Source organism: Pectobacterium aroidearum, assembly GCF_015689195.1.
GTDB classification, from domain to species: domain Bacteria; phylum Pseudomonadota; class Gammaproteobacteria; order Enterobacterales; family Enterobacteriaceae; genus Pectobacterium; species Pectobacterium aroidearum.
The window spans coordinates 1,711,484-1,735,053 of sequence record NZ_CP065044.1; the positions used below are offsets into that span (position 1 = coordinate 1,711,484).

At 53.2% G+C, this 23,570-nt stretch carries 19 protein-coding genes; 10 read left to right on the forward strand and 9 right to left on the reverse strand.

Features of this window, described 5'->3' with window-relative positions:
- Positions 1-208: 208 nt before the first annotated feature.
- Positions 209-1,033: a heme/hemin ABC transporter substrate-binding protein gene (locus I2D83_RS07645; RefSeq protein ID WP_205948151.1), complete on the reverse strand. Its 825-nt coding sequence runs from the start codon at positions 1,031-1,033 to the stop codon at positions 209-211.
- A gap of 11 nt (positions 1,034-1,044) precedes the next feature.
- Positions 1,045-3,213, reverse strand: coding sequence for a TonB-dependent receptor plug domain-containing protein (locus I2D83_RS07650; protein WP_205947819.1), 2,169 nt, complete (start codon positions 3,211-3,213; stop codon positions 1,045-1,047).
- A gap of 408 nt (positions 3,214-3,621) precedes the next feature.
- Between I2D83_RS07650 and hutW the strand changes: the two genes are divergently transcribed.
- The 8 genes from hutW to fdhE all read left to right on the forward strand — a co-directional run bounded on the left by hutW (position 3,622) and on the right by fdhE (position 13,329).
- Positions 3,622-4,935: a heme anaerobic degradation radical SAM methyltransferase ChuW/HutW gene (gene hutW, locus I2D83_RS07655; protein ID WP_205947820.1), complete on the forward strand. Its 1,314-nt coding sequence runs from the start codon at positions 3,622-3,624 to the stop codon at positions 4,933-4,935.
- A gap of 14 nt (positions 4,936-4,949) precedes the next feature.
- Positions 4,950-5,450 (forward strand): heme utilization cystosolic carrier protein HutX, encoded by a 501-nt coding sequence (gene hutX / locus I2D83_RS07660; protein ID WP_015840946.1) that lies wholly within the window; start codon positions 4,950-4,952, stop codon positions 5,448-5,450.
- Positions 5,447-6,076, forward strand: coding sequence for an SDR family oxidoreductase (locus I2D83_RS07665; protein WP_181828993.1), 630 nt, complete (start codon positions 5,447-5,449; stop codon positions 6,074-6,076). The genes hutX and I2D83_RS07665 overlap by 4 nt, the downstream gene beginning before the upstream one ends.
- 161 nt (positions 6,077-6,237) lie before the next feature.
- Positions 6,238-6,714, forward strand: coding sequence for a YlaC family protein (locus I2D83_RS07670; RefSeq protein ID WP_241007286.1), 477 nt, complete (start codon positions 6,238-6,240; stop codon positions 6,712-6,714).
- A gap of 512 nt (positions 6,715-7,226) precedes the next feature.
- Positions 7,227-9,656: a membrane-bound PQQ-dependent dehydrogenase, glucose/quinate/shikimate family gene (locus tag I2D83_RS07675; RefSeq protein ID WP_194430465.1), complete on the forward strand. Its 2,430-nt coding sequence runs from the start codon at positions 7,227-7,229 to the stop codon at positions 9,654-9,656.
- Between the two features lie 225 nt (positions 9,657-9,881).
- Positions 9,882-10,604 carry a glutamine amidotransferase gene (locus tag I2D83_RS07680; RefSeq protein WP_205947821.1) on the forward strand — a complete coding sequence of 241 codons (723 nt, stop codon included), beginning with the start codon at positions 9,882-9,884 and terminating at the stop codon, positions 10,602-10,604.
- Positions 10,605-10,712: 108 nt separating this feature from the next.
- Positions 10,713-12,164 (forward strand): aminotransferase-like domain-containing protein, encoded by a 1,452-nt coding sequence (locus tag I2D83_RS07685; protein WP_205947822.1) that lies wholly within the window; start codon positions 10,713-10,715, stop codon positions 12,162-12,164.
- A gap of 235 nt (positions 12,165-12,399) precedes the next feature.
- Complete coding sequence (gene fdhE, locus I2D83_RS07690; protein WP_205947823.1) at positions 12,400-13,329, forward strand: formate dehydrogenase accessory protein FdhE; 930 nt, start codon at positions 12,400-12,402, stop codon at positions 13,327-13,329.
- A gap of 72 nt (positions 13,330-13,401) precedes the next feature.
- Here the strand turns inward: fdhE and I2D83_RS07695 are convergent, their stop codons facing one another.
- From I2D83_RS07695 to I2D83_RS22330, 7 genes are all read right to left on the reverse strand, one after another.
- Positions 13,402-13,722, reverse strand: a complete 321-nt coding sequence (locus I2D83_RS07695) for a DUF202 domain-containing protein (protein WP_205947824.1) — start codon at positions 13,720-13,722, stop codon at positions 13,402-13,404.
- A gap of 3 nt (positions 13,723-13,725) precedes the next feature.
- Positions 13,726-14,091, reverse strand: a complete 366-nt coding sequence (locus I2D83_RS07700) for a YidH family protein (RefSeq protein WP_043881955.1) — start codon at positions 14,089-14,091, stop codon at positions 13,726-13,728.
- 139 nt (positions 14,092-14,230) lie between these two features.
- The gene (gene cydX / locus I2D83_RS07705; protein WP_010278781.1) at positions 14,231-14,335 is read right to left on the reverse strand and encodes a cytochrome bd-I oxidase subunit CydX; all 105 of its coding nucleotides are present in this window, start codon (positions 14,333-14,335) and stop codon (positions 14,231-14,233) included.
- A 19-nt stretch (positions 14,336-14,354) separates the two neighbouring features.
- Positions 14,355-15,494, reverse strand: a complete 1,140-nt coding sequence (cydB, locus tag I2D83_RS07710; RefSeq protein ID WP_205947825.1) for a cytochrome d ubiquinol oxidase subunit II — start codon at positions 15,492-15,494, stop codon at positions 14,355-14,357.
- A gap of 14 nt (positions 15,495-15,508) precedes the next feature.
- Positions 15,509-17,086: a cytochrome ubiquinol oxidase subunit I gene (cydA, locus tag I2D83_RS07715; protein ID WP_205947826.1), complete on the reverse strand. Its 1,578-nt coding sequence runs from the start codon at positions 17,084-17,086 to the stop codon at positions 15,509-15,511.
- 534 nt (positions 17,087-17,620) lie between these two features.
- On the reverse strand, positions 17,621-18,238 hold the full coding sequence (locus tag I2D83_RS07720; RefSeq protein ID WP_181845321.1) for a tail fiber assembly protein: 618 nt from the start codon (positions 18,236-18,238) through the stop codon (positions 17,621-17,623).
- Positions 18,238-20,046, reverse strand: a complete 1,809-nt coding sequence (locus tag I2D83_RS22330) for a phage tail protein (protein ID WP_241007287.1) — start codon at positions 20,044-20,046, stop codon at positions 18,238-18,240. The genes I2D83_RS07720 and I2D83_RS22330 overlap by 1 nt, the downstream gene beginning before the upstream one ends.
- 300 nt (positions 20,047-20,346) lie before the next feature.
- Here I2D83_RS22330 and I2D83_RS07735 point away from each other — a divergent pair, with 300 nt between their 5' ends.
- Both I2D83_RS07735 and I2D83_RS07740 read left to right on the forward strand, forming a co-directional pair.
- Positions 20,347-21,636, forward strand: coding sequence for a nitrate regulatory protein (locus tag I2D83_RS07735; protein WP_205947827.1), 1,290 nt, complete (start codon positions 20,347-20,349; stop codon positions 21,634-21,636).
- Between the two features lie 671 nt (positions 21,637-22,307).
- Positions 22,308-23,567, forward strand: a complete 1,260-nt coding sequence (locus I2D83_RS07740; protein ID WP_205947828.1) for a CmpA/NrtA family ABC transporter substrate-binding protein — start codon at positions 22,308-22,310, stop codon at positions 23,565-23,567.
- Positions 23,568-23,570: the final 3 nt, after the last annotated feature.

Genomic DNA, 23,570 nt, shown 5'->3' on the forward strand with positions numbered 1-23,570 from the left:
TTAATCCCCGTCATACTTCAAGCTGCATGTGCGTTGGCAATACTCGGCTCATCACTGAGCCTCGCCCTGAAGGGCCGCCGCAAGCGGCGTTCAAATCGGCTAAGCCGACTTGTCCTCGTTCACCTCAGTCACTTACTGATGTAAGCTCCTGAGGATTCACTGTGTCGCCGCCTTCCTGCAACTCGAATTATCTAGGGGATATATTCGTTTAGTCAGGATAGAAGCCGCGATTCAGCGCTTCAACCGCTTCGACGACGCGCGGCCCCATTCCCAGTAAAATCGCCTGATCGAGTGCGATAATACGTTGGTTTTTCCAGGCTGCGGTTTGCGTCAGTCCCGGTACTGCCGCCAGCGCTTCCACACCGTTTTCCACACTTTGTCTGGTCACCACCACCACCTCTGGATTTGCCGCAATCATCGCCTCGCCGCCGTAAATACGATACTGGCTATGCGTAGCAACATTTTCCCCGCCTGCTAGCGCGATCAGGCTATCCACCACGGTATTTTTCCCCGCGACCTGCGCCGCGCTGCTGCCGACACTCAGCAAAAACACGACGCTGACGCGATTCTTTCGCGTCGCCAGCCGCTCTGATACTGCATTGAGCTGCTGGGAGAGACGCGTGGCCAGATGTTCGGCAGCCTCAGAGCGATTGAGCAGCGTGCCAGCCTGACGAATATTGCTAAACAGCTGCGCTGGCGTACTGGGCGTGCGGATAAAACGCGCGACCGTTACGCCCGCCTGCTCAAGCTGGTTAAGCACCTGCGGCGGGTTGGCATCCTGCCAGGTCATCAATAACGTGGGGTGCAGTGACAAAATACCTTCGCTCGTCAACTGCTGCCAGTTGCTGACCTTCGGTAGCGTTGCCGTTTGTGGCGGGTAGGTGGTGGTCTGATCGACGCCCACTACCGTATTGCCTGCGCCAAGTGCATAAACGATTTCCACCAGCGAGCCGCCGGCAATCACCACGCGCGGTTCTGCCGCGCAGGTGAAGGAAGACAGCCCAAAGAGCATTAACGCGATAAACGCCTTCATCATCCTCATTCTCAGAAGGAGAATGCCGCGCCAATCGCGGTGCTGAAGCCGGATGCGGGAATACTTTCATGCGCTGTGGTGTAGCGCTTGTCCAACAGATTGTTCAGCGCCAGCGTGACCTGATACTGATTCTCGCTGCCGAAGGTGCTGGTGAACTCCAGATTGGCCGTTGCCCAGCCGCTGTGCTGGACAGCGGTATCTGCCGTTTCATCCTTCGCGCGTGAAGCCGCCCGGAGGTAGAGATCCGATTCCAGCTCCATGCGCTCGAACAGCGTGATGTTTTTGACCCCGACGCGGCCAGTCAAGGTGGGTTCCCCGGTACGATAGGTGCTGCGAGTCGGCAATTCCAGCTCACGGCGGATGATGTTGCCGTTAACGTAAGGCGACAGCGTCCAGCCGAGGTATTCCGCATACATCTCCATCCCGTACGTGGTTGCACGGTTGGCGTTGGCGTAATAGCGGCTGCTGCTGTCCGTGCTGCCGGAGCAGGCGGCGTTACCGGCGCAGTTAAGCGTGGTGATGTAGTCTCTGGCGCGCGAGTGGTAGACCGCGCTGTCCAGCAGCCAGCTGTCGTCTTTATAGCGCATGCCGACTTCATAATTGTCTGACTTTTCCGCTTTTAGATTGGCGTTGCCGTAAGTGGTGCTCCCACCCGCTGCGGTGTCGTAAAACTTATGCGTCAGGGTAGGGTAGACATATCCTTGTGCAAAGGATGCACGCAGTTGGATATTGTCGAAGCCGGAATAGCGCAGGCTGCTGGCGGTGACTAAGGTGCTGTCATTTTCCTTCGCGGCGGCAGATGTACTGTTGTTCGGCATCACCATGCCGTTCATTCTCACCGTACCTGTTTTCTGGCCACCGTAGGAGAGTGACTCCACCCAGTATTGGCGAGCACCCAGCGTCCACGTCCAGTCCGGTGTTATTTTCCATTCGTCCTGTGCGAACAGCGCCCAGCTATTTTGCCGCCAGTGGTTATTGGATACCGAGCTGGGGTTAACCGACAGAGACGGTGTGCCCATCGGCGACAATGATCCCGTTACCCGGACATCGGAGAACGCGTTTTGCTTCACCACATCGGAGAGCCATTGTCCCCCGGCAATCAGCGTATGATCGGTGAATGGCGTGATATCTGCCTGTAAGGTCAATCCCCGACTGGTCTGCTTGTCGTCGGTTCCCGTGCTCATTGCCATTTTGCCCTGGTAAAGCGCCATGCTGTTATAGCGCAGCGGATTACCACTCTGCGACAGGTTGTTACGGAATTCGCGTTTGATATTTTGCTGGTAGGCATCCAGATGCAGGTTTTTCAGCACCTCGCCACCGATCTGCCAGTCATAAAACAGGCCGACCTTCTTTCTTTCCAGTTCAGGAATACGCACGCTGAAGCTGTCGTATTCAGTCGAATCGGTGTAGGTCTGCGTGCTGAGCTTGAAGCTGTCTAGCGACAGGCCGAATTTATGATCGCCAAGACGATAGCCGAGCCAGGCGGACTGCCCGCTGTTACGGAAGTGGGTATCCGGCAGTCTGCCATCCGGTGTGCTGCGGTTGCCCTGATCGCTATAGCTGCCGCTGAGGCGGTAATCAAAATTACCGATAGAGCCGTAGGCTAAACCCGACTCCTGCCAGCCTGCGGTCGCGCTGTCATAAACGGCTTTGATTTTCCCGCTCAGCGGCTTGTCTCCGCCCTTGCGGGTAATAAAATTGATAACGCCGCCGATAGCCTGTGAACCATATAATACCGAATGTGGGCCTTTCACCACTTCGATGCGTTCGATATAAGAAGGATCAATTAATAATCCGAGGCTGTAATTAGGGCCGGCGCGTTGATAAGTAACTTCCTGTCCATCAATTAACACTAATACGCGTGAGGCTTCTTCGCCGCGAATACGTATTTGTTTACGACCGGCCAATGCGGTATCGGTAATATCGACGCCGGGAATATCACGCAGCGCTTCGGCAATAGAATCGCCGGTATATTTACCCAGCTTTTCATTATCGATAACCTGCATCGTTACCGGACTTTCCCATAAATTCTGTTCCGTTCTCCCTGCACTAATAACGGTTATTTCATCGCTGTTTGTGGTCGAATGATTTGTAGATGAATCGTTTGTGGCTGCATTAATTGCGCCGCTGTAAATAGCAGGCAGCATAAAGATAGCCCAGCGAGAGGTCTTTTTATTCATGGCTTTTTCTCTGAAAAGTTAATGATTCTCATTTACGTTATCATTTGAGCGAGGGCGGCGATAATTAAATTTGAATGAATATTAAAAAATGTGACTGTAATCTCATTTGTTATTAAATAAGGACTTGCAATATTTTATCGGTTGTTAAATTAACGAATTTTAATGTGGTGGTTTTTGTTTTCATTTATTTAACATTTAAAAGCGGAGCAAGGGATTAATGTTCTGAAAATAATGGAAAATAACCCTGTTTATTTACACCTGAGATTTTAAACAAAATAAGCAACTCGGTTAATTTAAAGAGAAAATGACACGAAAAGAATAATCCGCCTCCTTTCGGCCTGCCGGGCAGGTTGCCAAATAAAAATAATTATCATTTAATTTATTTTATTGATTATTTGGGGGCCGTTAATGAACATCGATTTGACGCCGTATTATGCCGAGCCCGGTGAGCAGCCTTTTAGCGCCCGACGTATGGCAATGCCTTGGCGCAACCATGTGCCACTTTCACCAGAACAGATTCCGGCCGGTTGGCAGGCGCTGAAACAGCAAATCGTGCCTGCGCGTAAACGTCTGCTCTATTTGCATATTCCTTTCTGCGCGACGCATTGCACGTTCTGTGGTTTTTACCAGAACAAACTGCGTGATGACAGCACGGCGACCTATACCCGCTACCTGTTGCAGGAACTGGCGATGGAGGCGGATAGCCCACTGCACCAGTCTGCGCCCATTCATGCGGTGTACTTTGGCGGTGGCACGCCAACGGCGCTGGCAGCCGATGAGTTGTCGCAAATTATTCGTGCGATCCGCACCTCACTACCGCTGGCGCCAGACTGTGAAATCACAGTTGAAGGGCGGGCGATGGATTTTGATGATGAGCGGATCGATGCCTGTCTGGATGCGGGAGCGAACCGCTTCTCCATCGGGATTCAGACGTTTGATACCCGCATTCGTCAGCGTATGGCGCGTACATCGGATAAACAGCAGTCAATCCGCTTCCTGGAACGCCTGTGCGAGCGAGACAGAGCCGCAGTGGTGTGCGATCTGATGTTTGGCCTGCCGGAACAAACGCCGGAAATCTGGCGAGAAGATCTGGCCATCGTCAGCGATTTACCATTAGATGGCGTCGATCTGTATGCGCTCAATCTGTTACCGACAACGCCGCTGGCGAAAGCCGCCGAAAACCAGCGTGTCGCATTGCCTGATGTGGTTGCGCGACGTGATTTCTATCGGACTGGCGCAGCGTTTCTGGCTGACGCTGGCTGGCACCAGCTCAGCAATAGCCACTGGGCGCGCACCACGCGTGAACGCAATTTGTACAACCTGTTTATTAAACAAGGCGCGGACTGTCTGGCTATGGGGAGCGGGGCGGGCGGCAATATAAACGGGCAAGCCTACATGATGGAACGCAGTCTGGAACGCTATTACCAGCAGATCGATCAGGGGCAAAAACCAATCATGATGATGACGCCAGCCAGTCCGACCGGGCCGTGGCAGCATCAGCTTCAGGCGGGGATTGAAGTGGGCCGCATCAAACTGCCTCAGTTGACCCAACATGCCCGTGAACTTCAGCCGTTACTTAGCCAGTGGCATCAGGCCGGGCTGACCTGTGACGATTCCACCTGTCTGCGCCTGACCAACGATGGTCGCTTCTGGGCAAACAACCTGATGCAGGCATTACAACAAATTATCCCTCAGCTTAATGCCGAAGAGCATGCGCACTAACCGGAGACGCAACCATGACCATGACACTGAATGAATTACTGGCAACCAACCCTGATGGCACATTGGAAGAGATTGCCGGAAAGTACAATACCTCGCTGTTTGCCGTCGTTGAGGCTTTGCCTGCGGCGCAGCGTACGCTGGCGACGGGCGATCGTTTCGATCAGGTGTGGGACACAATAGCGACCTGGGGTGAAGTGACGCTCATTAGCCATACGGCGGACGCAATTCTGGAATTCAAGAGTGAGCTGCCAACCGGTACGCATCGTCATGGTTACTTTAATTTGCGCGGCAAAAATGGCCTGAGTGGACACATCCGCGCGACGAGCTGTCAGCATATTGCGTTTATCGAGCGTAAGTTCATGGGGATGGACACCGCGTCCGTGGTGTTCTTTAATGCCAGCGGTGCGGCGATGTTTAAAATCTTCCTTGGACGAGACAGCCACCGCCAATTGCTGAGCGCTCAGGTTGAGGCGTTCCGCACGTTGGCGAGTGAATTACAACCGGAGCAGGTATGACGTGGTTACTTTTCGGCGCGGGCAATGGGGTCGGCGCCTGTTTATTACAGCGTGCTATTGAGTGCGAGCAGACGGTCGTACTCGTCTTGCGCAATCCTGAACAGGCTAAACACTGGCGTGAGCAGGGGATGACGGTAGTGGAAGGCGATGCCTGCGATCCAGAAACGGTCGCAGAAGCCTGTCGTGTGGCAGGCCCTTCTGCCATTGTGGTATCGACAATGGGCGGCGGTACGGTAAATTATCAGGGGCACCGGACGGTGATCGATGGCGCAGAACAGGCGGGCATCAAACGTATGCTGCTGGTGACGTCGCTGGGCTGTGGTGATAGCTGGCCGCTGCTGTCGCCACGCGCCAGAGCCGCGTTTGGCTTCGCGGTACGTGAGAAGTCGCTGGCAGAAAGCTGGTTGCAAAGCAGTTCGTTGGATCATTGTATTGTGCGTCCTGGCGGTCTGCTGGACGTGGTGGCGACGCACAATGCGCAACTGACGCAAGGCGCGGCGACGTTGGGACTGGTGTCCCGCTGGGATGTGGCGCTGGCGGTTGATCAACTGCTGCAACAGCCTGTGTTTGGCAATCAGATCTATAATCTGATTGATCCCGATCTCACCATGCCTGCCATTCCGTAATCCCTACTGCGCCGTAATCTAATGCTGTCGGGATACTCTCTCCCGGCAGCAGACAAACTGTTATAGTCAATCTGTCGAAAACTGTATCTGTTATCTCTTATATGGCTATGTTCTAATCGACGCCAGCAGTGTTGTATTCCTTAAGCATGATGGTGACGACGATGGACGAAGTAAAACGCCTTCTTACCGAAGAGATCGAATGCATTAACCGGGAAGAAAAACGCGACAATAAAATACGTTTCAGCCGTAAATTCATGCAGTCTCACCCTTATTTGTTTGCCGCGATGCTGGTGAGCTACGTGCCGGTCGCGCTCATCCTCTTTTATGCCTCTTATTTTGGTTTACCGTATCTGATCGGTTTTACCGTTTTCCTGCTGGTGATGACGCTGGCACTTTCGATGGATATTAATCCAACCTATCGCTTTGAAGACATTGATACCCTGGATTTACGTGTGTGCTATAACGGCGAGTGGTTTACGATCCGCCACGTATCGCAGGACACGCTGGATCAGCTGCTACGCAATGAGCAAGTGCCGCCCGCGGTGAAAGCGGGGATAGAGAAAATTCAGCGGACGAAAGGCGACGTAGATTTTTATGACGTTTTCTCTCTGGCCTATCGTCAACAGCCTTCTGCCTGAACGATATAAAACAGCCTTCCTGTATACCCTAAATAATTTGAGTTTCAGGGCAAAACGTTAACGTTTTGAACAACGCGAAGCGTTAATCCTTTAGGGCGAGGCATACACAAGTGTGCCGAGCCGCGTAGCCAACGTATAGGCAACTTGAAGTATGATGGGTATAAAATAACGGCTATTTATATTCCCTCTATTTATCATCACAATAAGAAACTTTTATTATTCCTTTTTTTCTTGCGGATCGCTTATCCGACAAAGGTAAATCCTTACCAAACCAAATGTTATAGAAATTTTATTTTCTTATTAAGAAAGTGCAATATGATTGTGACCCTTTAAAAAGCATCTACGCTATTAAGTGGGGTGGAAACGATATATCCAGCATATTTATGCGGTTTCTCGACCCACATTCTCGCTTTTCTAAAACACTAACGTAATGCATTCCTTTCTCCATCATCGTGTTAGATGTGGGGTAAATGATGTGAAGATAAGGTTTGCTCGTATTGATGGAATTTTCTATGGCAAAACCATTTGTGTCCAGGTTGCAGGGTATCTGGCTGCTGATCTTGGGGTTAATCGTAACGGCGATAGGCGCTTTCTTCGCCTATTATGGCGCCAAACTGATTGGTTTGGGGGGGAGCGCCTATTTTCTGGTCTCCGGTTTAGTACTGTTGATTTCCGGGGTACTTCTCTGGCGTAAAAGCGTCTTAGGCGCTTATTTGTACGGTGCCGTATTGTTAGGAACCGTTATTTGGGCATTGTGGGATGTAGGCCTGGATTTTTGGCCTCTGGTATCGCGTTTGCTTACGCTGGCAGGGATCGCCATTCTGGTTGCACTGTCATTGCCTCTCTTGCGTAATTCAGCGGGCAAGCAGACGAGTTGGCGCACCGCAGGGCTTTCTGCGGGCGTGCTGGCGCTGGCCTTTGTTGCCACAGTTGGCGGGATGTTTGTTCCCCATGCGCCAGTACCGTCTTCCGGTGCTCAACTGCCGCTCGTCCCTGTGAAACCGGGTGAAGAGCAGCGTGACTGGAGCAATTACGGTAACACTTCTGGTGCGTCGCGTTTTGTCGCCTTGGATCAGGTCACGCGTGATAACGTGAAAGATCTCCAGGTCGCCTGGACGTACCGTACTGGTGATGTGCCGCAAAGTCCGGGCGGCGGCGGTGCTGAAGATCAGCAGACTCCGCTGCAAGTGGGTAACCGTTTATTCCTGTGTACGCCGCATAACAACATCATTGCTGTGGATGCCACAAGTGGCGAACAGCTGTGGAAAACGGAAATCGGCGCGCACCAGAAAAAGTGGATGCGCTGTCGTGGTCTTGCCTATTTTGATGCCACACAGCCGCTAGTGCAGCCCGATCTTCCAGGATCTACACCGGTTGCTCAGGTTTCAGTACCTGCAGGCGCGGTTTGCCAGCGTCGTATCCTGATGAATAGCGTGACGCCAGAGCTGATCGCCGTGGATGCGGACACCGGGGCATTTTGCCCAGATTTTGGCACAAATGGCCGGGTGGATCTCAGCGATCACATGGGTAAAGGTAGCGACAAAGGGCAATATTATCCGACGTCAGCGCCCACATTGGCAGGGACGACTATCGTCATTGGCGGCAGGGTCGCGGATAACGTCAGTATCGATATGCCCGGCGGTGTCGTTCGCGGGTTTGACGTGATTACCGGGAAATTACGCTGGGCATTTGATCCTGGCAATCCGCAGGAGACGACAGAACCAGCACAAGGTCAGAACTATACGCGTTCGACGCCTAACGTGTGGGCGCCGATGTCCTACGATCCGCAGTCAAATACGGTGTTCATGCCGACGGGAAGTGCCGCCATCGATTTATGGGGCGTCAAACGTAGCGATCTGGATCGTAAATTTGGTGCGTCAATGGTGGCGGTGGATGCCTCCACGGGGCAGGTCAAATGGGTCTATCAGACGGTTCACGATGACCTGTGGGACTTTGATGTGCCGATGCAGCCTTCTTTCGTTAATTTCCCCAGCGAAAATGGCAAAAACGTACCCGCGTTAGTGTTCGGTACCAAAGCCGGTCAACTGTTCGTTCTCGATCGTGCGACCGGTAAACCGTTGACTAAAGTTGAAGAGAGAAAGGTTGAGCAGGGAGAAATCCCGAACGAAGTCTATTCGCCAACTCAGCCTGTTTCCGTTGGTATGCCGCAGATTGGTGCAGATGTCCTCAAAGAGTCTGATATGTGGGGAGCGACGCCGTTTGACCAGTTGCTCTGCCGCGTCCACTTCAAATCTAAACGTTACAATGGGCTGTTTACCCCGCCGGGTCACGATCCGTCACTTAACCTACCTGGCTCTTTAGGTGGCATGAACTGGGGCGGATTATCTACCGATCCGGTGAATAACTACCTGTTTGTCAACGATATGAGAGTGGGGCTTGAGGTTCAACTCGTACCGACATCGGCAGAGGATAAAGGTAAGAAAAGTGATGGTAACGAAGCGGCCAGCATTGATCGTCCGGTACCGCTGGATGGCACGCCGTATTCGGTTAATGCGAAAGTTCGATTCATGTCGCCTATTGAAATTCCTTGCCAGAAACCGCCTTTTGGCACGCTGACGGCAGTGGATTTAAAAACGCAGAAAATCGCCTGGCAGGTTCCCGTTGGTACAGTGAAAGATACGGGGCCTTTCGGTATTAAGATGGGATTACCTATTCCGATCGGTATGCCGACGATTGGCGGCACGCTCGCGACTCAGGGCGGTCTGGTATTCATCGCCTCAACGCAGGATTACTATCTGCGTGCCTTTGATAGCGCGACCGGTAAAGAAGTATGGAAAGCCCGACTGCCAGTAGGAAGTCAGGCTACACCTATCAGCTACAAGTCTCCGGTTGATGGCAAGCAGTACGTCGTTATCTCGGCTGGTGGTGCACGTAACTCACCGGACCGTGGTGACTATGTGATTGCCTATCGGTTACCGTGATACCAAAGGAGCGGTATCGCCGTTGAAGCGGTAGAGATGAAAGGCCACCTGTCATTGAGGTGGCCTTTTACTATCCAGCATATGACTTGGATAGGAATCGTATTACGTTAGTGCTACGTTCGTAGGAGATGCTGCGCGTCGTGTTCTTGTTGTTTTTTGACGGGTGGTTTTTCAGCCGAATGATTTTTCAAACTTGTGATTTTTGAATACGGGCAGAACAGGACGATGAGCGAAAAGGTATTGCTGGTGATTCAGTTGGGCCAACCGCCGGAAGGTATTGCCTCTCAGGTTGGGCAACAGGGGAAATGGTTTAGCGATGCAGTACAGGGGAATTCGCAACCGATACAAGTGGTGCGTCCCGATCGTGGCGAGTCGCTCCCACCGTTTGATACGCTGGCGGCGGTGATTATTTCCGGCTCGTGGTCGATGGTCACGGATCGGCTGGACTGGAGCGAATACACCGCGGGTTGGTTGCGCGAGGCGTACTACGCGGAGGTTCCGCTGCTGGGCGTGTGCTATGGGCATCAATTGCTGGCCGATGCGCTGGGTGGCAAAGTAGGGGATAACCCGAACGGCAAGGAAGTCGGTGTTCAGGTTGTGACAACGAATGAAGCCGCAGCACAAGACCCATTACTGCGTGATTATCCGCAGCAGTTCGGCGCTTACCTGACCCATCAGCAATCCGTGCTGGAAGCGCCCGAAGGTGCACAGGTGCTGGCGAGCTCAGAGATGGACGGCTGCCAGATTATCCGCTACAGCGAGAAAGTGTTGACCGTGCAGTTCCACCCTGAATTCAGCACGGACATCATGCTGACGTGTCTGCGCCATAATGAAACGGCGCTGCGACAGGGCGGTTGGGATGTCGACCGAATGATGGACATTCCACAGGAACCGGTCTGGGCGCGTAAGATCCTGCTGGATTTTGTACAACGCTACGCGGCGAAATAGTCCTCGAACAACGCGATGTTCTCGATAAAGTATCCTTCTCGAACGTCACTCGTCGGTGGTGTTCGAGCCAAAAATAATGACAGCTTCATCCACCGAAACCGTAGCGCTATGGCAAAGTTTGAACAGCTCGCTCACCAGATTCGTGAGCAACTTCAGGAAGGGATTTGGCAGCCGGGTGACAAACTGCCCTCGCTGCGGGAGAAATCACTGCATTCGGGTATGAGCCTGATGACTGTACTGCACGCCTATCAACTGCTGGAAAGCCAGGGGGTGATTGTGTCGCGTCCGCAGTCGGGTTATTACGCGGCGCCACAACTGTCCGCATTACCCGCAGACAGCCTGCATTCGCCCGTGGGGCAGGAACGCGTTCAGCTTACCGAAGACGTTGACGTCAATGCGTTCATTTTTGACGTGCTTCAGGCTAGTAAAGATCCCGCGGTGATGCCGTTTGGTTCGGCGTTTCCCGACCCGCAGCTTTTTCCACAACGCCAGTTGACGCGCTCGTTGGCCTCGGTAGCGCGTCATATGCAGCCGCAAAGTGCACTGGATAATTTACCGCCGGGTAATGAGAGCCTGAGGAAGAATATCGCCCAGCGCTATGCCTTGCAGGGGATCGCCGTCTCGCCCGATGAGATTGTGATTACGGCGGGCGCGATGGAATCCCTGAACCTCAGCCTTCAGGTGCTGACGGAACCGGGTGACTATGTGGTGATCGAATCTCCGGCGTTTTACGGCGCGCTACAGGCGATTGAACGTCTTAAGCTCAAGGCGATTGCGATTGCAACCGATCCGCAGCAGGGCATCGATCTTGATGCGTTGCAGCAGGCGCTGAACGACTACCCGATCAAAGCCTGCTGGCTGATGACCAATTTTCATAACCCACTCGGCTGCACCTTGTCCTGGGAGAAGAAGCAGCAACTGGTGGCGATGCTGGAAAAACACGGTGTCGGGCTGGTAGAAGATGACGTCTACAGCGAGCTTTATGCTGGCCTGCAACGTCCGCTGCCCGCGAAGGCGTTGGATAAAAAAGGGACGATTCTGCACTGTTCCTCGTTTTCTAAAAATCTGGTAGCCGGGTTTCGTGTCGGCTGGGTAGCCGCAGGGCGTTATGCGGGAAGCATTCAGCGTTTGCAGTTGATGAGTACATTATCAACTAGCGCACCGATGCAGCTGGCGATTGCCGATTATCTGGCGACCAGCAGCTATGATAGCCATCTGCGCCGTCTGCGGCGGGCGCTGGAGCAGCGCAAAAACGCGGCGTTACAGTCGCTGCGTCGGCATCTTCCGGGCGACGTGCGTATTAATCATTCCCAAGGCGGTTATTTTCTCTGGCTGGAATTGCCTGAGGGAGTCAGCAGCACGGAGCTATACCGTCGTGCGCTGGCGCGGGGTGTCAGTATTGCGCCGGGAAAAATGTTTACGACTGGCGATAAATACGATCGCTACTTTCGTTTCAACGCCTCTTATGCGTGGGACGATCGCTGTGAACAAAGCGTGATCGTATTGGCAGCGCTGATCCGAACCCAGATAGGTGAACGCCCGCCCCGATCACCCCTTTAGAGGTGTGGAGATGCGTGCCGTTTTTCTGCTACTGTTCCGTCATCGTGGAAGGCGACGGCATCGATAGTGAAAAACAGCCATAACCTTGCCGGAAATCAGGAAGTCATCAGGCACGGTGCGTATAATCTCTGCTAAAGGTGAGCTATACCCGCTATCTTTCGGACCGCGCTGGCGGCCTTCCTGCACCCCGAAACCTATCGGATAGACAACGTAAACAACAGGAAAACCTACCCTGATGAGTATTCGCATTGTTCCTCAGGAACAGTTAGAACAGAATGGAAAATCGACGCCGGAAGGGCATATCCCTCCACTGCTTTTCGCCAACCTAAAAAGCCTGTACAGCAGCCGCGCGGAGCGTCTGCGCCAGTTAGCTGCGGCTCACCCGCTGGGGGATTATCTCACCTTTGCCGCAGGCGTGGTGGAAGCGCAACAAAAGGTGCTGCACGATCATCCGTTGCAGCTTGATCTGAGTAACGTGCTGACTCAGTCTGGTGAACGCCCACCGCTCGATATCGCGGTATTCCCACGCGATAGGCACTGGCTCACGCTGCTGCGCGCGCTGATTGAAGAATTAAAGCCGGATGCCAGTGGGCAGGTATTATCCACGCTGGAGAATCTGGAAAAAGCCTCGGAGCAGGAGCTGGAAGAGCAGGCAACGGCGCTGCTGCAACATGAGTTTCATGCTGAAAACAATGATAAAGCCCCGTTCATCTGGGCGGCGCTGTCGCTGTTCTGGGCACAGATGGCAAGTCTGCTGCCCGGTAAAGCGCGCGCAGTACCCGGCGAACATCGTCAGTTCTGCCCGGTGTGCGGCAGTATTCCTGTATCGGGTGTGGTGCAGTTAGGCACGTCCAGCGGCTTGCGTTATCTGCACTGCAATCTGTGCGAAAGTGAATGGCACATGGTGCGGGTGAAATGCAGCAACTGTGAAGAGTCGAGCGATCTCAATTACTGGTCGCTGGATAGCGAAAATTCCGCAATCAAAGCAGAAAGCTGTGGTCACTGCGGTACGTATCTGAAGCTGCTATATCAGGAAAAAGATCACCGTGTGGAAGCCGTCGCCGACGATCTGGCTTCGCTGGTGCTGGATGTGAAAATGGAGGAAGAAGGCTTTTCTCGCAGTAGCATCAACCCCTTCCTGTTCCCGGAAAGTTCGATCGAATAACCCATCTCATCGGTGAAGCGCGTTTGGGCTTCACCGTCTTTCTTTTCAGAAAAAAGTACAGAAAATCGGGGTCTACCACACGCCGCTGAAATGCAGCAGCAAGACCAGTGCGGTGAGCACTATTGACGACGATGTGAGCACGATCAATCCCTGACTGGCGCGCGATAGCACCGATTGGCAACAGGCATTAAAACGGTAGCGCAGAATCGCCAGCACCGACATCAGCGCGGCAACGAACAAGAGCAGAATGGCGCAGGCAAACACCGCACGGCTGTCATCCACTATGCTCAGACGAAAACACAGCAGGCTATTGATCAACATGACAAACAGCGTCCGTGACCAGGCCATGCCAGTTCGCTGCGGCTGTAATCCCGGATCGCGTGTCGTTTCCATGTGTTACCCGAATAGAATCATGGCGGCGAGTGCGATGGCGATGAGAGTGATAAACAGCGTCACGATCAGCAGCATTGGCGTATATGGCATATCGCTTTCCTGCCGCATGGCTTTTTCATTGCTGACCCAGCGACGATACGCCAGACCGCCTAGCAGTGCCGCGCTGACCACCAGCAACAGCGACAGCCCCTGACGCACCAGCGGATCGATGTGCACGGTAAATTGGTCGATACCCACCGCTCCCGCGAGAAACGCCAGGGCGGTGCGGATCCATGCCAGAAAGGTGCGTTCATTCGCTAATGAGAAACGGTAGTCCGGGGTTTTCCCCTGGCTCCACCACGGCGTTTTGTCCTGTCTGGGTGTTGTCATGTCGTCGTCTGATTTCAGGTTGAAGAGGGTATCCGATGTGGGCATAGCCTCTGCATTCTAACGCCCCGGGCTGATTTCGTCTGCCCTGGTGACGATATTTGCCCTGAATGATGAAGCGCCGATAGGGCGCTTCGTTTTCTCATGACGCGTCTTTTCCCGCTTCATGGTTCTCTACCGCTAATGCGGTGACCAGCGCGAACGCGCAGGCCAGCAGCGTGCCGAGTATCCAGGCGAAATACCACATCTTCTTTCTCCTCAAGTCCTTAGTAAACGGAATGCTTATTTTCTTCGATGTAGCGGGCATCGACCCGGCCAAACATTTTGTAATAACACCAGCTGGTATAAAGCAGGATGGTGGGGACAAAAATACAGGCCAGAATGGTCATCACCTGAAGCGTCAGTTGACTGGACGTGGCATCCCAGATGGTCAGGCTGACGTTGGGATCAAAGCTGGAAGGCATAATGAATGGGAACAGCGTAATCCCTGCCGTCAGAATCACGCAGACAATCGTCAATGACGAGGTCAGAAAACCCCAACCGCAGCGATTCAGGCGTGAGAAGAGCACGGTTAGCCACGGTAGAATCACGCCCAGCGCGGGGATCGCCCACAGTGTAGGATACGCCGTAAAGTTGGCTAACCAGGCACCGGCCTGCTGCGCCACTTCTTTGTGCAGCGGATTAGACGGGGCCGCTTTATCCATTACTGAGGTAATCACGTAGCCGTCGATGCCGGTTTGCACCCAGAAGCCGGCCAGTAAGAAGGTGAGGCTCATCAGTGCACAGGAAAACAGTACAGTTTTTTGCGCGCGGCGCTGAAGTGCATCGGTGGTGCGCATTTGCAGGTAAATCGCGCCGTGTGCGACGATCATGGCGACGCTTACCACGCCCGCCAGCAGCCCAAACGGGTTCAACAGGCCAAAGAATCCGCCGTGGTAGGTGAGGCGCAAATACATATCGACGCTCAGCGGCACGCCCTGCAACAGGTTCCCGAGTGCGATGCCGAACACCAGCGTGGGGACGAAGCTGCCGATGAAAATGCCCCAGTCCCACATATTGCGCCAGCGGCGGTTTTCCAGCTTGGAGCGATAATCAAAGCCAACCGGGCGGAAGAACAGAGCGGCCAGCACCAGGATCATCGCAAAATAGAAACCGGAAAAGGCGGCGGCATAAACCATCGGCCAGGCGGCGAACAGCGCACCCGCGCCGGTGATGAGCCAGACCTGATTGCCGTCCCAGTGTGGAGCGATCACGTTGATCATCACCCGTCGCTCGGTATCGTTCTTGCCCAGCAGGCGCAGCAGAATGCCTACGCCCATATCAAAGCCGTCGGTGATGGCGAAGCCGATGAACAACAGGCCAATCAATCCCCACCAAATCAGGCGTAATGTTTCATAATCCAGCATTATTATGGCTCCCGTTAAGGTTTTGCAGGTGTTGCGAGGGACGATGCGGTCGGTTGTTCAAAGTGGTAGCGGCCGGTTTTCAGGCTGCTTGGCCCCAGTCGGGCGAATTTGAACATCAGATACATTTCCGCAATCAGAAACAGCGTATACAGTCCGCAAATCAGCCCCATCGACAGCAGAATGTCGTGTGCCTCCAGTGAAGAATTGGCAACGGCGGTAGGCAGAACCTCGCCGACTGCCCACGGCTGACGGCCGTACTCGGCGACGAACCAGCCGGATTCAATCGCGATCCAGGGCAGGGGAATCCCGTACAGCGCGGCGCGGTGTAGCCATTTACGCTGTCCCATGCGGCCACGTATCACGCTCCAGAATGACAGAGCAAAAATGCCAAGCATCAGCACGCCGCAGCCCACCATCAGGCGAAACGCGACATACAGCGGCGCGACACGCGGGATTGAGTCTTTGGTTGCCTGCTGAATCTGGTTTTCGCTGGCGTTGGCGACGTCATCGGTATAACGCTTAAGCAGAAGGCCGTAGCCAAGATCGTGCTTGGCAGCCTCAAATTGGGCACGAACGGCGGGATCGGTGTTGCCCGAACGCAGTTCCTCCAGCAAACCATAGGCTGTCATGCCGTTACGAATGCGAATCTCATGTTGCGCCATCAGGTCTTTAATGCCGACGACGGGTTTGTCGAGCGAGCGAGTGGCGATGAGCCCTAACAGATAGGGGATGTGGATGGCGTACTCATTCTGCATCGTTTCCTGATTAGGAATGGCGAACAGCGTGAAAGAGGCCGGTGCAGGCTGTGTTTCCCATTCAGCTTCGATCGCTGCCAGCTTGGTTTTCTGTACGTCGCCCATCACATAGCCGGATTCATCGCCTAGTACGATGACGGACAGCACCGAAGCCAGGCCGAAACTCGCTGCAATGGCGAACGAGCGCTTGGCAAAGGCAATATCGCGGCCTCTCAGCAGATAGTAAGAGCTGATGCCGAGGACGAACATCGCGCCAGCGGTGTAGCCTGCCGCTACCGTGTGCACGAACTTCACCTGGGCTACCGGGTTCAGCACCAGTTCGGCGAAACTCAGCATTTCCATTCGCATGGTTTCATAATTGAATTCAGCGGCAATCGGGTTTTGCATCCAGCCATTGGCGACCAGAATCCACAGGGCGGAGAAGTTGGATCCCAGCGCAACGAACCAGGTCACCAGCATATGCTGGACTTTAGTCAGACGATCCCAGCCGAAAAAGAACAGGCCGATCAACGTGGATTCGAGGAAGAACGCCATCAGCCCTTCCATCGCCAGCGGCGCGCCAAAAATATCGCCCACGTAGTGAGAATAGTAAGACCAGTTGGTGCCGAACTGGAATTCCAGCGTCAGACCGGTTGCCACGCCCAGCGCAAAGTTGATGGCGAACAGCTTGCCCCAGAATTTGGTCATATCCTTGTAGATTTGCTTGCCGGTTAACACATACGTGGTGTTCATAATGGCCAGCAGGAAAGACAACCCCAGCGTTAGCGGGACAAAAAGAAAGTGATACATGGCGGTCAGGGCAAATTGCAGCCGCGACAGCTCAACGACATCAAACATGTTACGCTCCTAACTTCAGGCAGGAAAATGCAGTTATTCCGATACTTGCCGGAATAAATAGTGATGAATAAATGTGAATAAATTACCGTCGACGGTATTTGCATCCGTCGGAAATTAACGTCACTGATTGACGTGAGATAAGAATAAATAGTGAGTGAAACGTGCGGGGATTATACCGTGCAAAAACTGAAGGATAAATAGTACAGTTTTTCGATTTGGCATCTTTATCGTTAATGTTGTTTTTTCGGTTTTATATTTTTAATTTTATCTTATTTTTGGTTTTTAATTTCACATAAGTTAAATTTATTGTGTTTTTATTCTTGATTACTGCATGTGTCAGTGACTTATTTTAATTTAAACAGTACAGATTTGAAATATATAAATATAACAGTTTCATTTTTTATTTAAATTTACATTTTTGATGGGGAATAATTAGGGATTATCAGGATAGCCTGCTCAAAGAGACGGAAATGATGAGAGTGCCGTACGCTCAATACGGCACTCCTGATGTGTAATGGTTGCTGGTGTTACCGATTAAATGGATGGGGCTTCTGGCCACATTACTGATGTGGCTGTGAGGTCAATGCGGCTCAGCGCGACCAGATAAATTTTCCATTGGGTTAACCGTTCTTGCTCTTCATCCGTGGCAATGGCTAAGTCCACGGCGTAGCTCAGCTCGGTAATGTGGGTGTTTGCCGCCGTGCGTCGTGTTGTCAGTTCTTGTTGTAGACCTTGGGCTGTGGCAAGCTGTTGCGCCTCCCGGTTTGTCACCCATGTCATTCCATCCCACCGATCAAACTCGGTTACTGGGGCCAAAAATGTCATATTTTCAGGTAGATCGCCGAATTGCGTCACCGTCTGTGGCTGGCGGGTTTCCGTGCTGTAAACCGTCTGGCCACGATAGTCCGGCACCTGTTCCCACGATTTTCCATCAGCAGAACGGCGCAGGGCTTGTCCAACTGGCGGTAATTGCGGTTCGTCGGCATAGCTGTCGGCGGGCAGGCCAACACCTTGCATTACATATTCATAGCTGGCGCTCTGATATTCTCGAGTCGTCGGGTTCACGTGATAAACGGTAATCCATCCCGTATTGATGGCTAATCCGTGTTCGTTCAATTCTGCGTTTTTAATTTGTGTTGAATAGTTACTCATTATGCTGCTCTCACGATGTAGTTAAAGGCGATATTGCGTGGACGGGTTTCAGTTCCACCGGTCATTGATGTTAATTCTCTACTGGTCGACCCTGCTGAATGTCCGATATCCTCAATAACGGCGCTAGGTTGATTATGGGCATAGCCATATATTGCTCCGGCCCAAAGCGACGGATCAGAAATTGGTAGCATGTGATTGTGAGACTCTATCATTCCGATTTGCGCACTCAGTAGAGCACGCCCTGCATCAGCGCCGCGCCCATCATCCCAGCCGCGCACGAACTCGCCGCGTAGGTCTGGCAACACACCGGATGGATAACGGGATGCTAAAATCGGATACCGTGATTTATCAAATGATTGACCGTTGCATTTTAGCCAGCCAGTAGGGGCGACAGCGCCGGGGAATGGCAGGGGGATGCCAGCTAGATCGTTGATGGAAATAGCTCCCACATCTGCGGAGGTGGGTTTATTGTTGGGACTGTAGATGCGCTGGCCTTTTTCAGTGATTGCACCAACCACATTTACATTATGCCCGGCAGTTAACTCTCCAGTGGCAAGATTGATATCAAATGGCCGTAATGAATTAAAACTCCCTTTTTTATCGCCTTTGTTTGTCAGTAGTATATAAAATCGGTAACCGTCATTACGAAAAATAACGCCATAATCCCCATAATTCAGTCGCAATCCATTAGCCGCTGATAGCTGTAGTTCTCCAGTTGCCTCCCCGCCGGATTGTTTTAAATACCGGGTATCACCCTCGTCTTTTGAGTATGTACCGATGTCTTCCGGTGTAGGCTTATTATTCGGGCTGTAAACCCGTTTCCCTGCTTCATGCAGCATGCCGGAAACATATAACGACCCGTTAGAATTCAGTGACGCCAGTTCGCTTAATGCCTCATGATTGCCGTTCCAGAATGAAAAACCGCCACCGCCGCTGCCACGGTGATTCACGAAATCGGTACGTCCTTCCCCATTAATGCGATTCCAGCATAAAAACGCGCCTTGAGAATCCGGTAATTCAGTCCCCCTTCCGGTTACTTTTACAATATCGTTTGTCTCCAGACGACCGGACATTTTACCCCCGGTCAGCGACAGTTTTCCGGCTAACGCATTCAGTATCGTGGTGGAGAAGTTCGGATCATTACCTAACGCCGCCGCCAGCTCTTGCAGCGTATCAAGCGCGGCAGGTGAACCGTTTACCAATGCGGCTACGGCGGCTTTCACAAAGGCGGTTGTCGCCAATTGCGTGTTATTAGAATTGGAGGCAGCCGTCGGCGCTGTTGGGGTACCCGTGAACGCAGGGCTGTCTTTCGGGGCATATCGAGGGTGTGCATCAAGGACGGAAGCATGGGCATTCAGCTTATTGGCCGCATCAGTTTTCACATCAGCAATTGCATTCAATATGGTTGTGCTGAAGTGCGGATCGTTGCCTAACGCATTCGCCAACTCTTGCAGTGTATCCAGTGCCGCAGGAGAACCATTAATCAGTGCGGCAATGGCCGTTTTCACAAATGCCGTAGTGGCAATTTGCGTGTTATTTGTCGTCTGCGCTGTGGTAGGTGCAGTAGGCGTCCCCGTCAACGCTGGGCTATTTTTGGGGGCATATTGCGAATGCGGATCGCTGGCGGCGAGATGGGTTTGCAAACTCTTGCCCGTGGTTTCCTGCATTTTTTTCAGATAGGCCGTGCGGCTGGCTAACTGCTCTGCCTGACGGTTGGAGATTCCCCCAGGGCCTGCGACAACGGGATCCGATGTCTCAAGCTGATAAATTCCATCAATCCAGCTTTCTTGTTCAGATAAATTTGCCATGTTCATGCCTTCCTATGGTTGTGTCGTCGCTACGATGCGGTTTTTTCAGCGATTTTTTCTGTTTCCGCGCCGATGTCAGCATCGTGCCGATGGCTATAAAACAGTTTTAGTAACGATGATGAGAGTACCTTTTACGGTACGGCGGGTTTAGTAACGGAGTTTAAAAATGGAAGTGAAACGTGCACGCAAATGGCAGTCATCGTGCGGAGCACATGTCGTTTCTTTCTGCCGCATTGAACTGAGGTAACTGGCGCGCTAATTGCATCTTTCTGGCAGTGGTTTTTTTCAGGAGAGACAGCGATGGTGGCGGAGCCTTCAACGACAATTCGATTTTTACTTGCCTCGCGCCAGTGTGAGCTAAACAGCCTGCGCTACCTGCTGCAAAGTGGTGAGCTGGTGGGGAAAATCAGCCAGCTTGTGCATCTGTTGCAGCGCGAACGGGGAACGGCCAACCTGTTTCTTTGTTCCGATGGCCGATTTTTCGCTGACGAACTGGCGCTACGTGAGAAAGATGTGCAGGCGGCGCAGGCACACTTGATGACGCATCTGGCCGGATTGGAAAAAATGACGGCAGAATTGCCGCAGGCGAGCCGTCTGTTCAGCCGTGTCGCCAGCGTGGTCTATGCGCTGAGTCTGCTGCCCGCGCTGCGTCAGCAGATTCGCCAGCGTTTGCTGCCTCAGCCGCAGGCGATGACATTTTTCAACGATATTGTCCGTAACCTGCTGGCACTGGTTTTTGAGGTCTCTGACACGGCGGCCGATCCGGGGATTTCCCGCACGCTGATTGCCATGTTCAGCTTTATGCAGGGGAAAGAACTGGCGGGGCAGGAGCGGGCTATTGGTGCGGCGGCCTATGCAGCAGGCAGCGTCGATGAGGACACCCGGCAAAAGCTGCTGGATTTGATTGAACGGCAGGAGCGTTGTTTCGATACTTTTCTGAGCTTTAGCGATGAAGAAAACCAGCAGTGCTGGCGTGCTATCGCGGTAGACAGTGAATTTGAACGCTTGCGCCGCATCGTGTGCACCCGTAGCCCGATAGAAAAACTGTCGGAAGCCGACAGCCTGCACTGGTTTTCGATTGCCACGCGACGCATCGATGAAATGAAACAGATGGAAGATGAACTGGAGCAGACGCTGATGCAGCGCTGTCGGACTCGTATTGCGGCGGCGGAGAAAGCGTGCAGCGATCAGCGGGCGGATCTCGAAGAGCTGATGGCACATCAGGAGAATGACGATCCTGGTTATTCGATATTTGTCGCCGGTCACGACGTGGAAGGGCAGAATGCCCCTCCCGGTTGGCTACATAGTGATGGCGTCAGTCCACAACTGGGACGCTCGCTGCTGTCGCTGGTGCAGCAACAGTCGCGGCGCTTACAGGCGCAGGATCATGAACTGGCTGCACTACGAGCGACGTTAAATGAAAGAAAACAGATCGATCGCGCGAAGGGCTTACTGATGCAACACCGTGGATTAAGCGAAGAAGAGGCCTACAAAACCCTGCGCCGCATGGCGATGAGCCAGAATAAAAAGCTGATTGATATCGCAACGGCGATGCTCGCGGTAGCAGACGTATTCGGGGATACCCCTTAAGAGGTATATGCACATGAACTGTGCGTGTTCTGCCAGTTAGCGGTGCAAAACTCTGTCTTGTGAAGAGGAAATCGTGGAGTCAATAGAGGAGTCACTGACGGTGTGAAATGGTTTCGTGCGTAGTTGGTTCTCGCTGTCGTTGTGTTGTGATGAGCGTAAATAACGCTGAAGGAAAAACAGGCTTAGGATGAGCGGCAGGGAAGCCGCGAAAGTCGTTGCCGCGCCGGGAGCGCGTCAACGACGGTCCGTTAAGAGACTGTTTTTTCTGAAGGTATCGCATAGCGACGTTATTTCTCGCGAAAAAGCCACGGGTCACGGGGCGGCGGCGACTGAGCGCCCCGTGTCGGGCGCGTGCTACGGCGTAGCATAGAAATGGCAGTATTCTCGCGCACGAAATAATCATCATAATTTACATGTGGTTACCTAAATTTCAGTTCACTTATCGATTAAACAATCCCGCTCGACAATACGCAAAACTGTGACATCTGGCACAAACCTTGCTTTAACTCATTAGCAACAACCAAACATTCATAACGCGTTTCGGGCCAACGGCGGTGCGGAAGGTGTTAATCGGACAACGGCGTCCATAAGCGTGCAGATTTTGCATGGGCTTGTGGACGCCGTTTTTGTTTTTTCCGCCTGAAAAGGTGTTTTGCGCAAGGGTGTCGTTGATGAGTGATTCCAAAACCAAAAGCATGACCGTCTCTCGCCGCCAGTTTCTGTTGGGGAGTGCAGCACTGGGAGGCAGCCTGATGCTGCCAGGGTTGATGAATAGCGCCTGGGCCGCGGGTTCCGATGCACCGGAGAAAAAGGAAATCCGGGTCGGTTTTATCCCGTTGACGGACTGCGCCTCGGTCGTGATGGCGGCAGTGAAAGGTTTCGATAAGAAATATGGCATCACTATTGTGCCCAGCAAAGAAGCCAGTTGGGCAGCGGTGCGCGACAAGCTGGTGTCGGGCGAGTTGGATGCCGCACACATTCTGTACGGGCAACTGTACGGTCTGCAAATGGGGCTGTCCGGGTCGCAGAGCAACATGGCGGCGCTGATGACGCTCAACCAGAACGGGCAAGGGATCACGTTGGCTAACCAACTGCGTGAAGCCAATGTCACGGATCTCGCTGCGCTACAAAAATATATCGCCGCCAGCCCGGCGGGCACCTATACCTTCGCGCAGACCTTCCCGACCGGTACGCACGCCATGTGGCTCTATTACTGGCTGGCCTCCGCCGGAATTCATCCATTGAACGATGTACGCACCGTGGTGGTGCCGCCGCCGCAGATGGTGATGAACATGAAGATCGGCAACATGGTTGGTTATTGCGTCGGTGAACCGTGGAACCAGCGTGCCATCAGCGAAAAAATCGGTTTTACCGCTGCTACCTCGCAAGACATTTGGCCGGATCACCCCGAAAAAGTGTTGGGCACCCGCGCTGACTGGGCGAACGCCAACCCACACAGCGCCCGTGCACTGACCGCCGCGATTCTCGATGCTTCGCGCTGGATTGATGCCTCGGACGACAACCGCCGTGAGACGGCAGGTGTCGTTGCCGGACGTGCGTACATCAATGCTAAAGAAGAAACCATCGTCGGACGCATGTTGGGCCAATACGAAAACGGGCTGGGCAAAAGCTGGAAAGACGAACACGCGATGCGTTTCTACCACGACGGTTCCGTGAACTACCCGTACCTGTCCGATGGCATGTGGTTCCTCACCCAGCACAAACGCTGGGGCTTGCTCACCGAAGAGCCGGACTATCTGGCCGTCGCGAAGCAGGTTAACCGGATTGATATCTACAAGCAGGCGGCCGAGGCCGTGGGAAATGTGCCGTTACCCGGTAGCGACATGCGCAGCAGTGTGCTCATCGATGGCCGCCGCTGGGATGGTAGCGATCCGGCGGGCTATGCCAACAGTTTTAGCGTGAAGAAATAAGTG

Bases quoted from the DNA above. Each gene is read 5' to 3' on its own strand.
- I2D83_RS07645 (WP_205948151.1), bottom strand. From the start codon at position 1,033: ATGAAGGCGTTTATCGCGTTAATGCTCTTTGGGCTGTCTTCCTTCACC.
- I2D83_RS07650 (WP_205947819.1), bottom strand. From the start codon at position 3,213: ATGAATAAAAAGACCTCTCGCTGGGCTATCTTTATGCTGCCTGCTATT.
- hutW (WP_205947820.1), top strand. From the start codon at position 3,622: ATGAACATCGATTTGACGCCGTATTATGCCGAGCCCGGTGAGCAGCCT.
- hutX (WP_015840946.1), top strand. From the start codon at position 4,950: ATGACCATGACACTGAATGAATTACTGGCAACCAACCCTGATGGCACA.
- I2D83_RS07665 (WP_181828993.1), top strand. From the start codon at position 5,447: ATGACGTGGTTACTTTTCGGCGCGGGCAATGGGGTCGGCGCCTGTTTA.
- I2D83_RS07670 (WP_241007286.1), top strand. From the start codon at position 6,238: ATGGACGAAGTAAAACGCCTTCTTACCGAAGAGATCGAATGCATTAAC.
- I2D83_RS07675 (WP_194430465.1), top strand. From the start codon at position 7,227: ATGGCAAAACCATTTGTGTCCAGGTTGCAGGGTATCTGGCTGCTGATC.
- I2D83_RS07680 (WP_205947821.1), top strand. From the start codon at position 9,882: ATGAGCGAAAAGGTATTGCTGGTGATTCAGTTGGGCCAACCGCCGGAA.
- I2D83_RS07685 (WP_205947822.1), top strand. From the start codon at position 10,713: ATGGCAAAGTTTGAACAGCTCGCTCACCAGATTCGTGAGCAACTTCAG.
- fdhE (WP_205947823.1), top strand. From the start codon at position 12,400: ATGAGTATTCGCATTGTTCCTCAGGAACAGTTAGAACAGAATGGAAAA.
- I2D83_RS07695 (WP_205947824.1), bottom strand. From the start codon at position 13,722: ATGGAAACGACACGCGATCCGGGATTACAGCCGCAGCGAACTGGCATG.
- I2D83_RS07700 (WP_043881955.1), bottom strand. From the start codon at position 14,091: ATGACAACACCCAGACAGGACAAAACGCCGTGGTGGAGCCAGGGGAAA.
- cydX (WP_010278781.1), bottom strand. From the start codon at position 14,335: ATGTGGTATTTCGCCTGGATACTCGGCACGCTGCTGGCCTGCGCGTTC.
- cydB (WP_205947825.1), bottom strand. From the start codon at position 15,494: ATGCTGGATTATGAAACATTACGCCTGATTTGGTGGGGATTGATTGGC.
- cydA (WP_205947826.1), bottom strand. From the start codon at position 17,086: ATGTTTGATGTCGTTGAGCTGTCGCGGCTGCAATTTGCCCTGACCGCC.
- I2D83_RS07720 (WP_181845321.1), bottom strand. From the start codon at position 18,238: ATGAGTAACTATTCAACACAAATTAAAAACGCAGAATTGAACGAACAC.
- I2D83_RS22330 (WP_241007287.1), bottom strand. From the start codon at position 20,046: ATGGCAAATTTATCTGAACAAGAAAGCTGGATTGATGGAATTTATCAG.
- I2D83_RS07735 (WP_205947827.1), top strand. From the start codon at position 20,347: ATGGTGGCGGAGCCTTCAACGACAATTCGATTTTTACTTGCCTCGCGC.
- I2D83_RS07740 (WP_205947828.1), top strand. From the start codon at position 22,308: ATGAGTGATTCCAAAACCAAAAGCATGACCGTCTCTCGCCGCCAGTTT.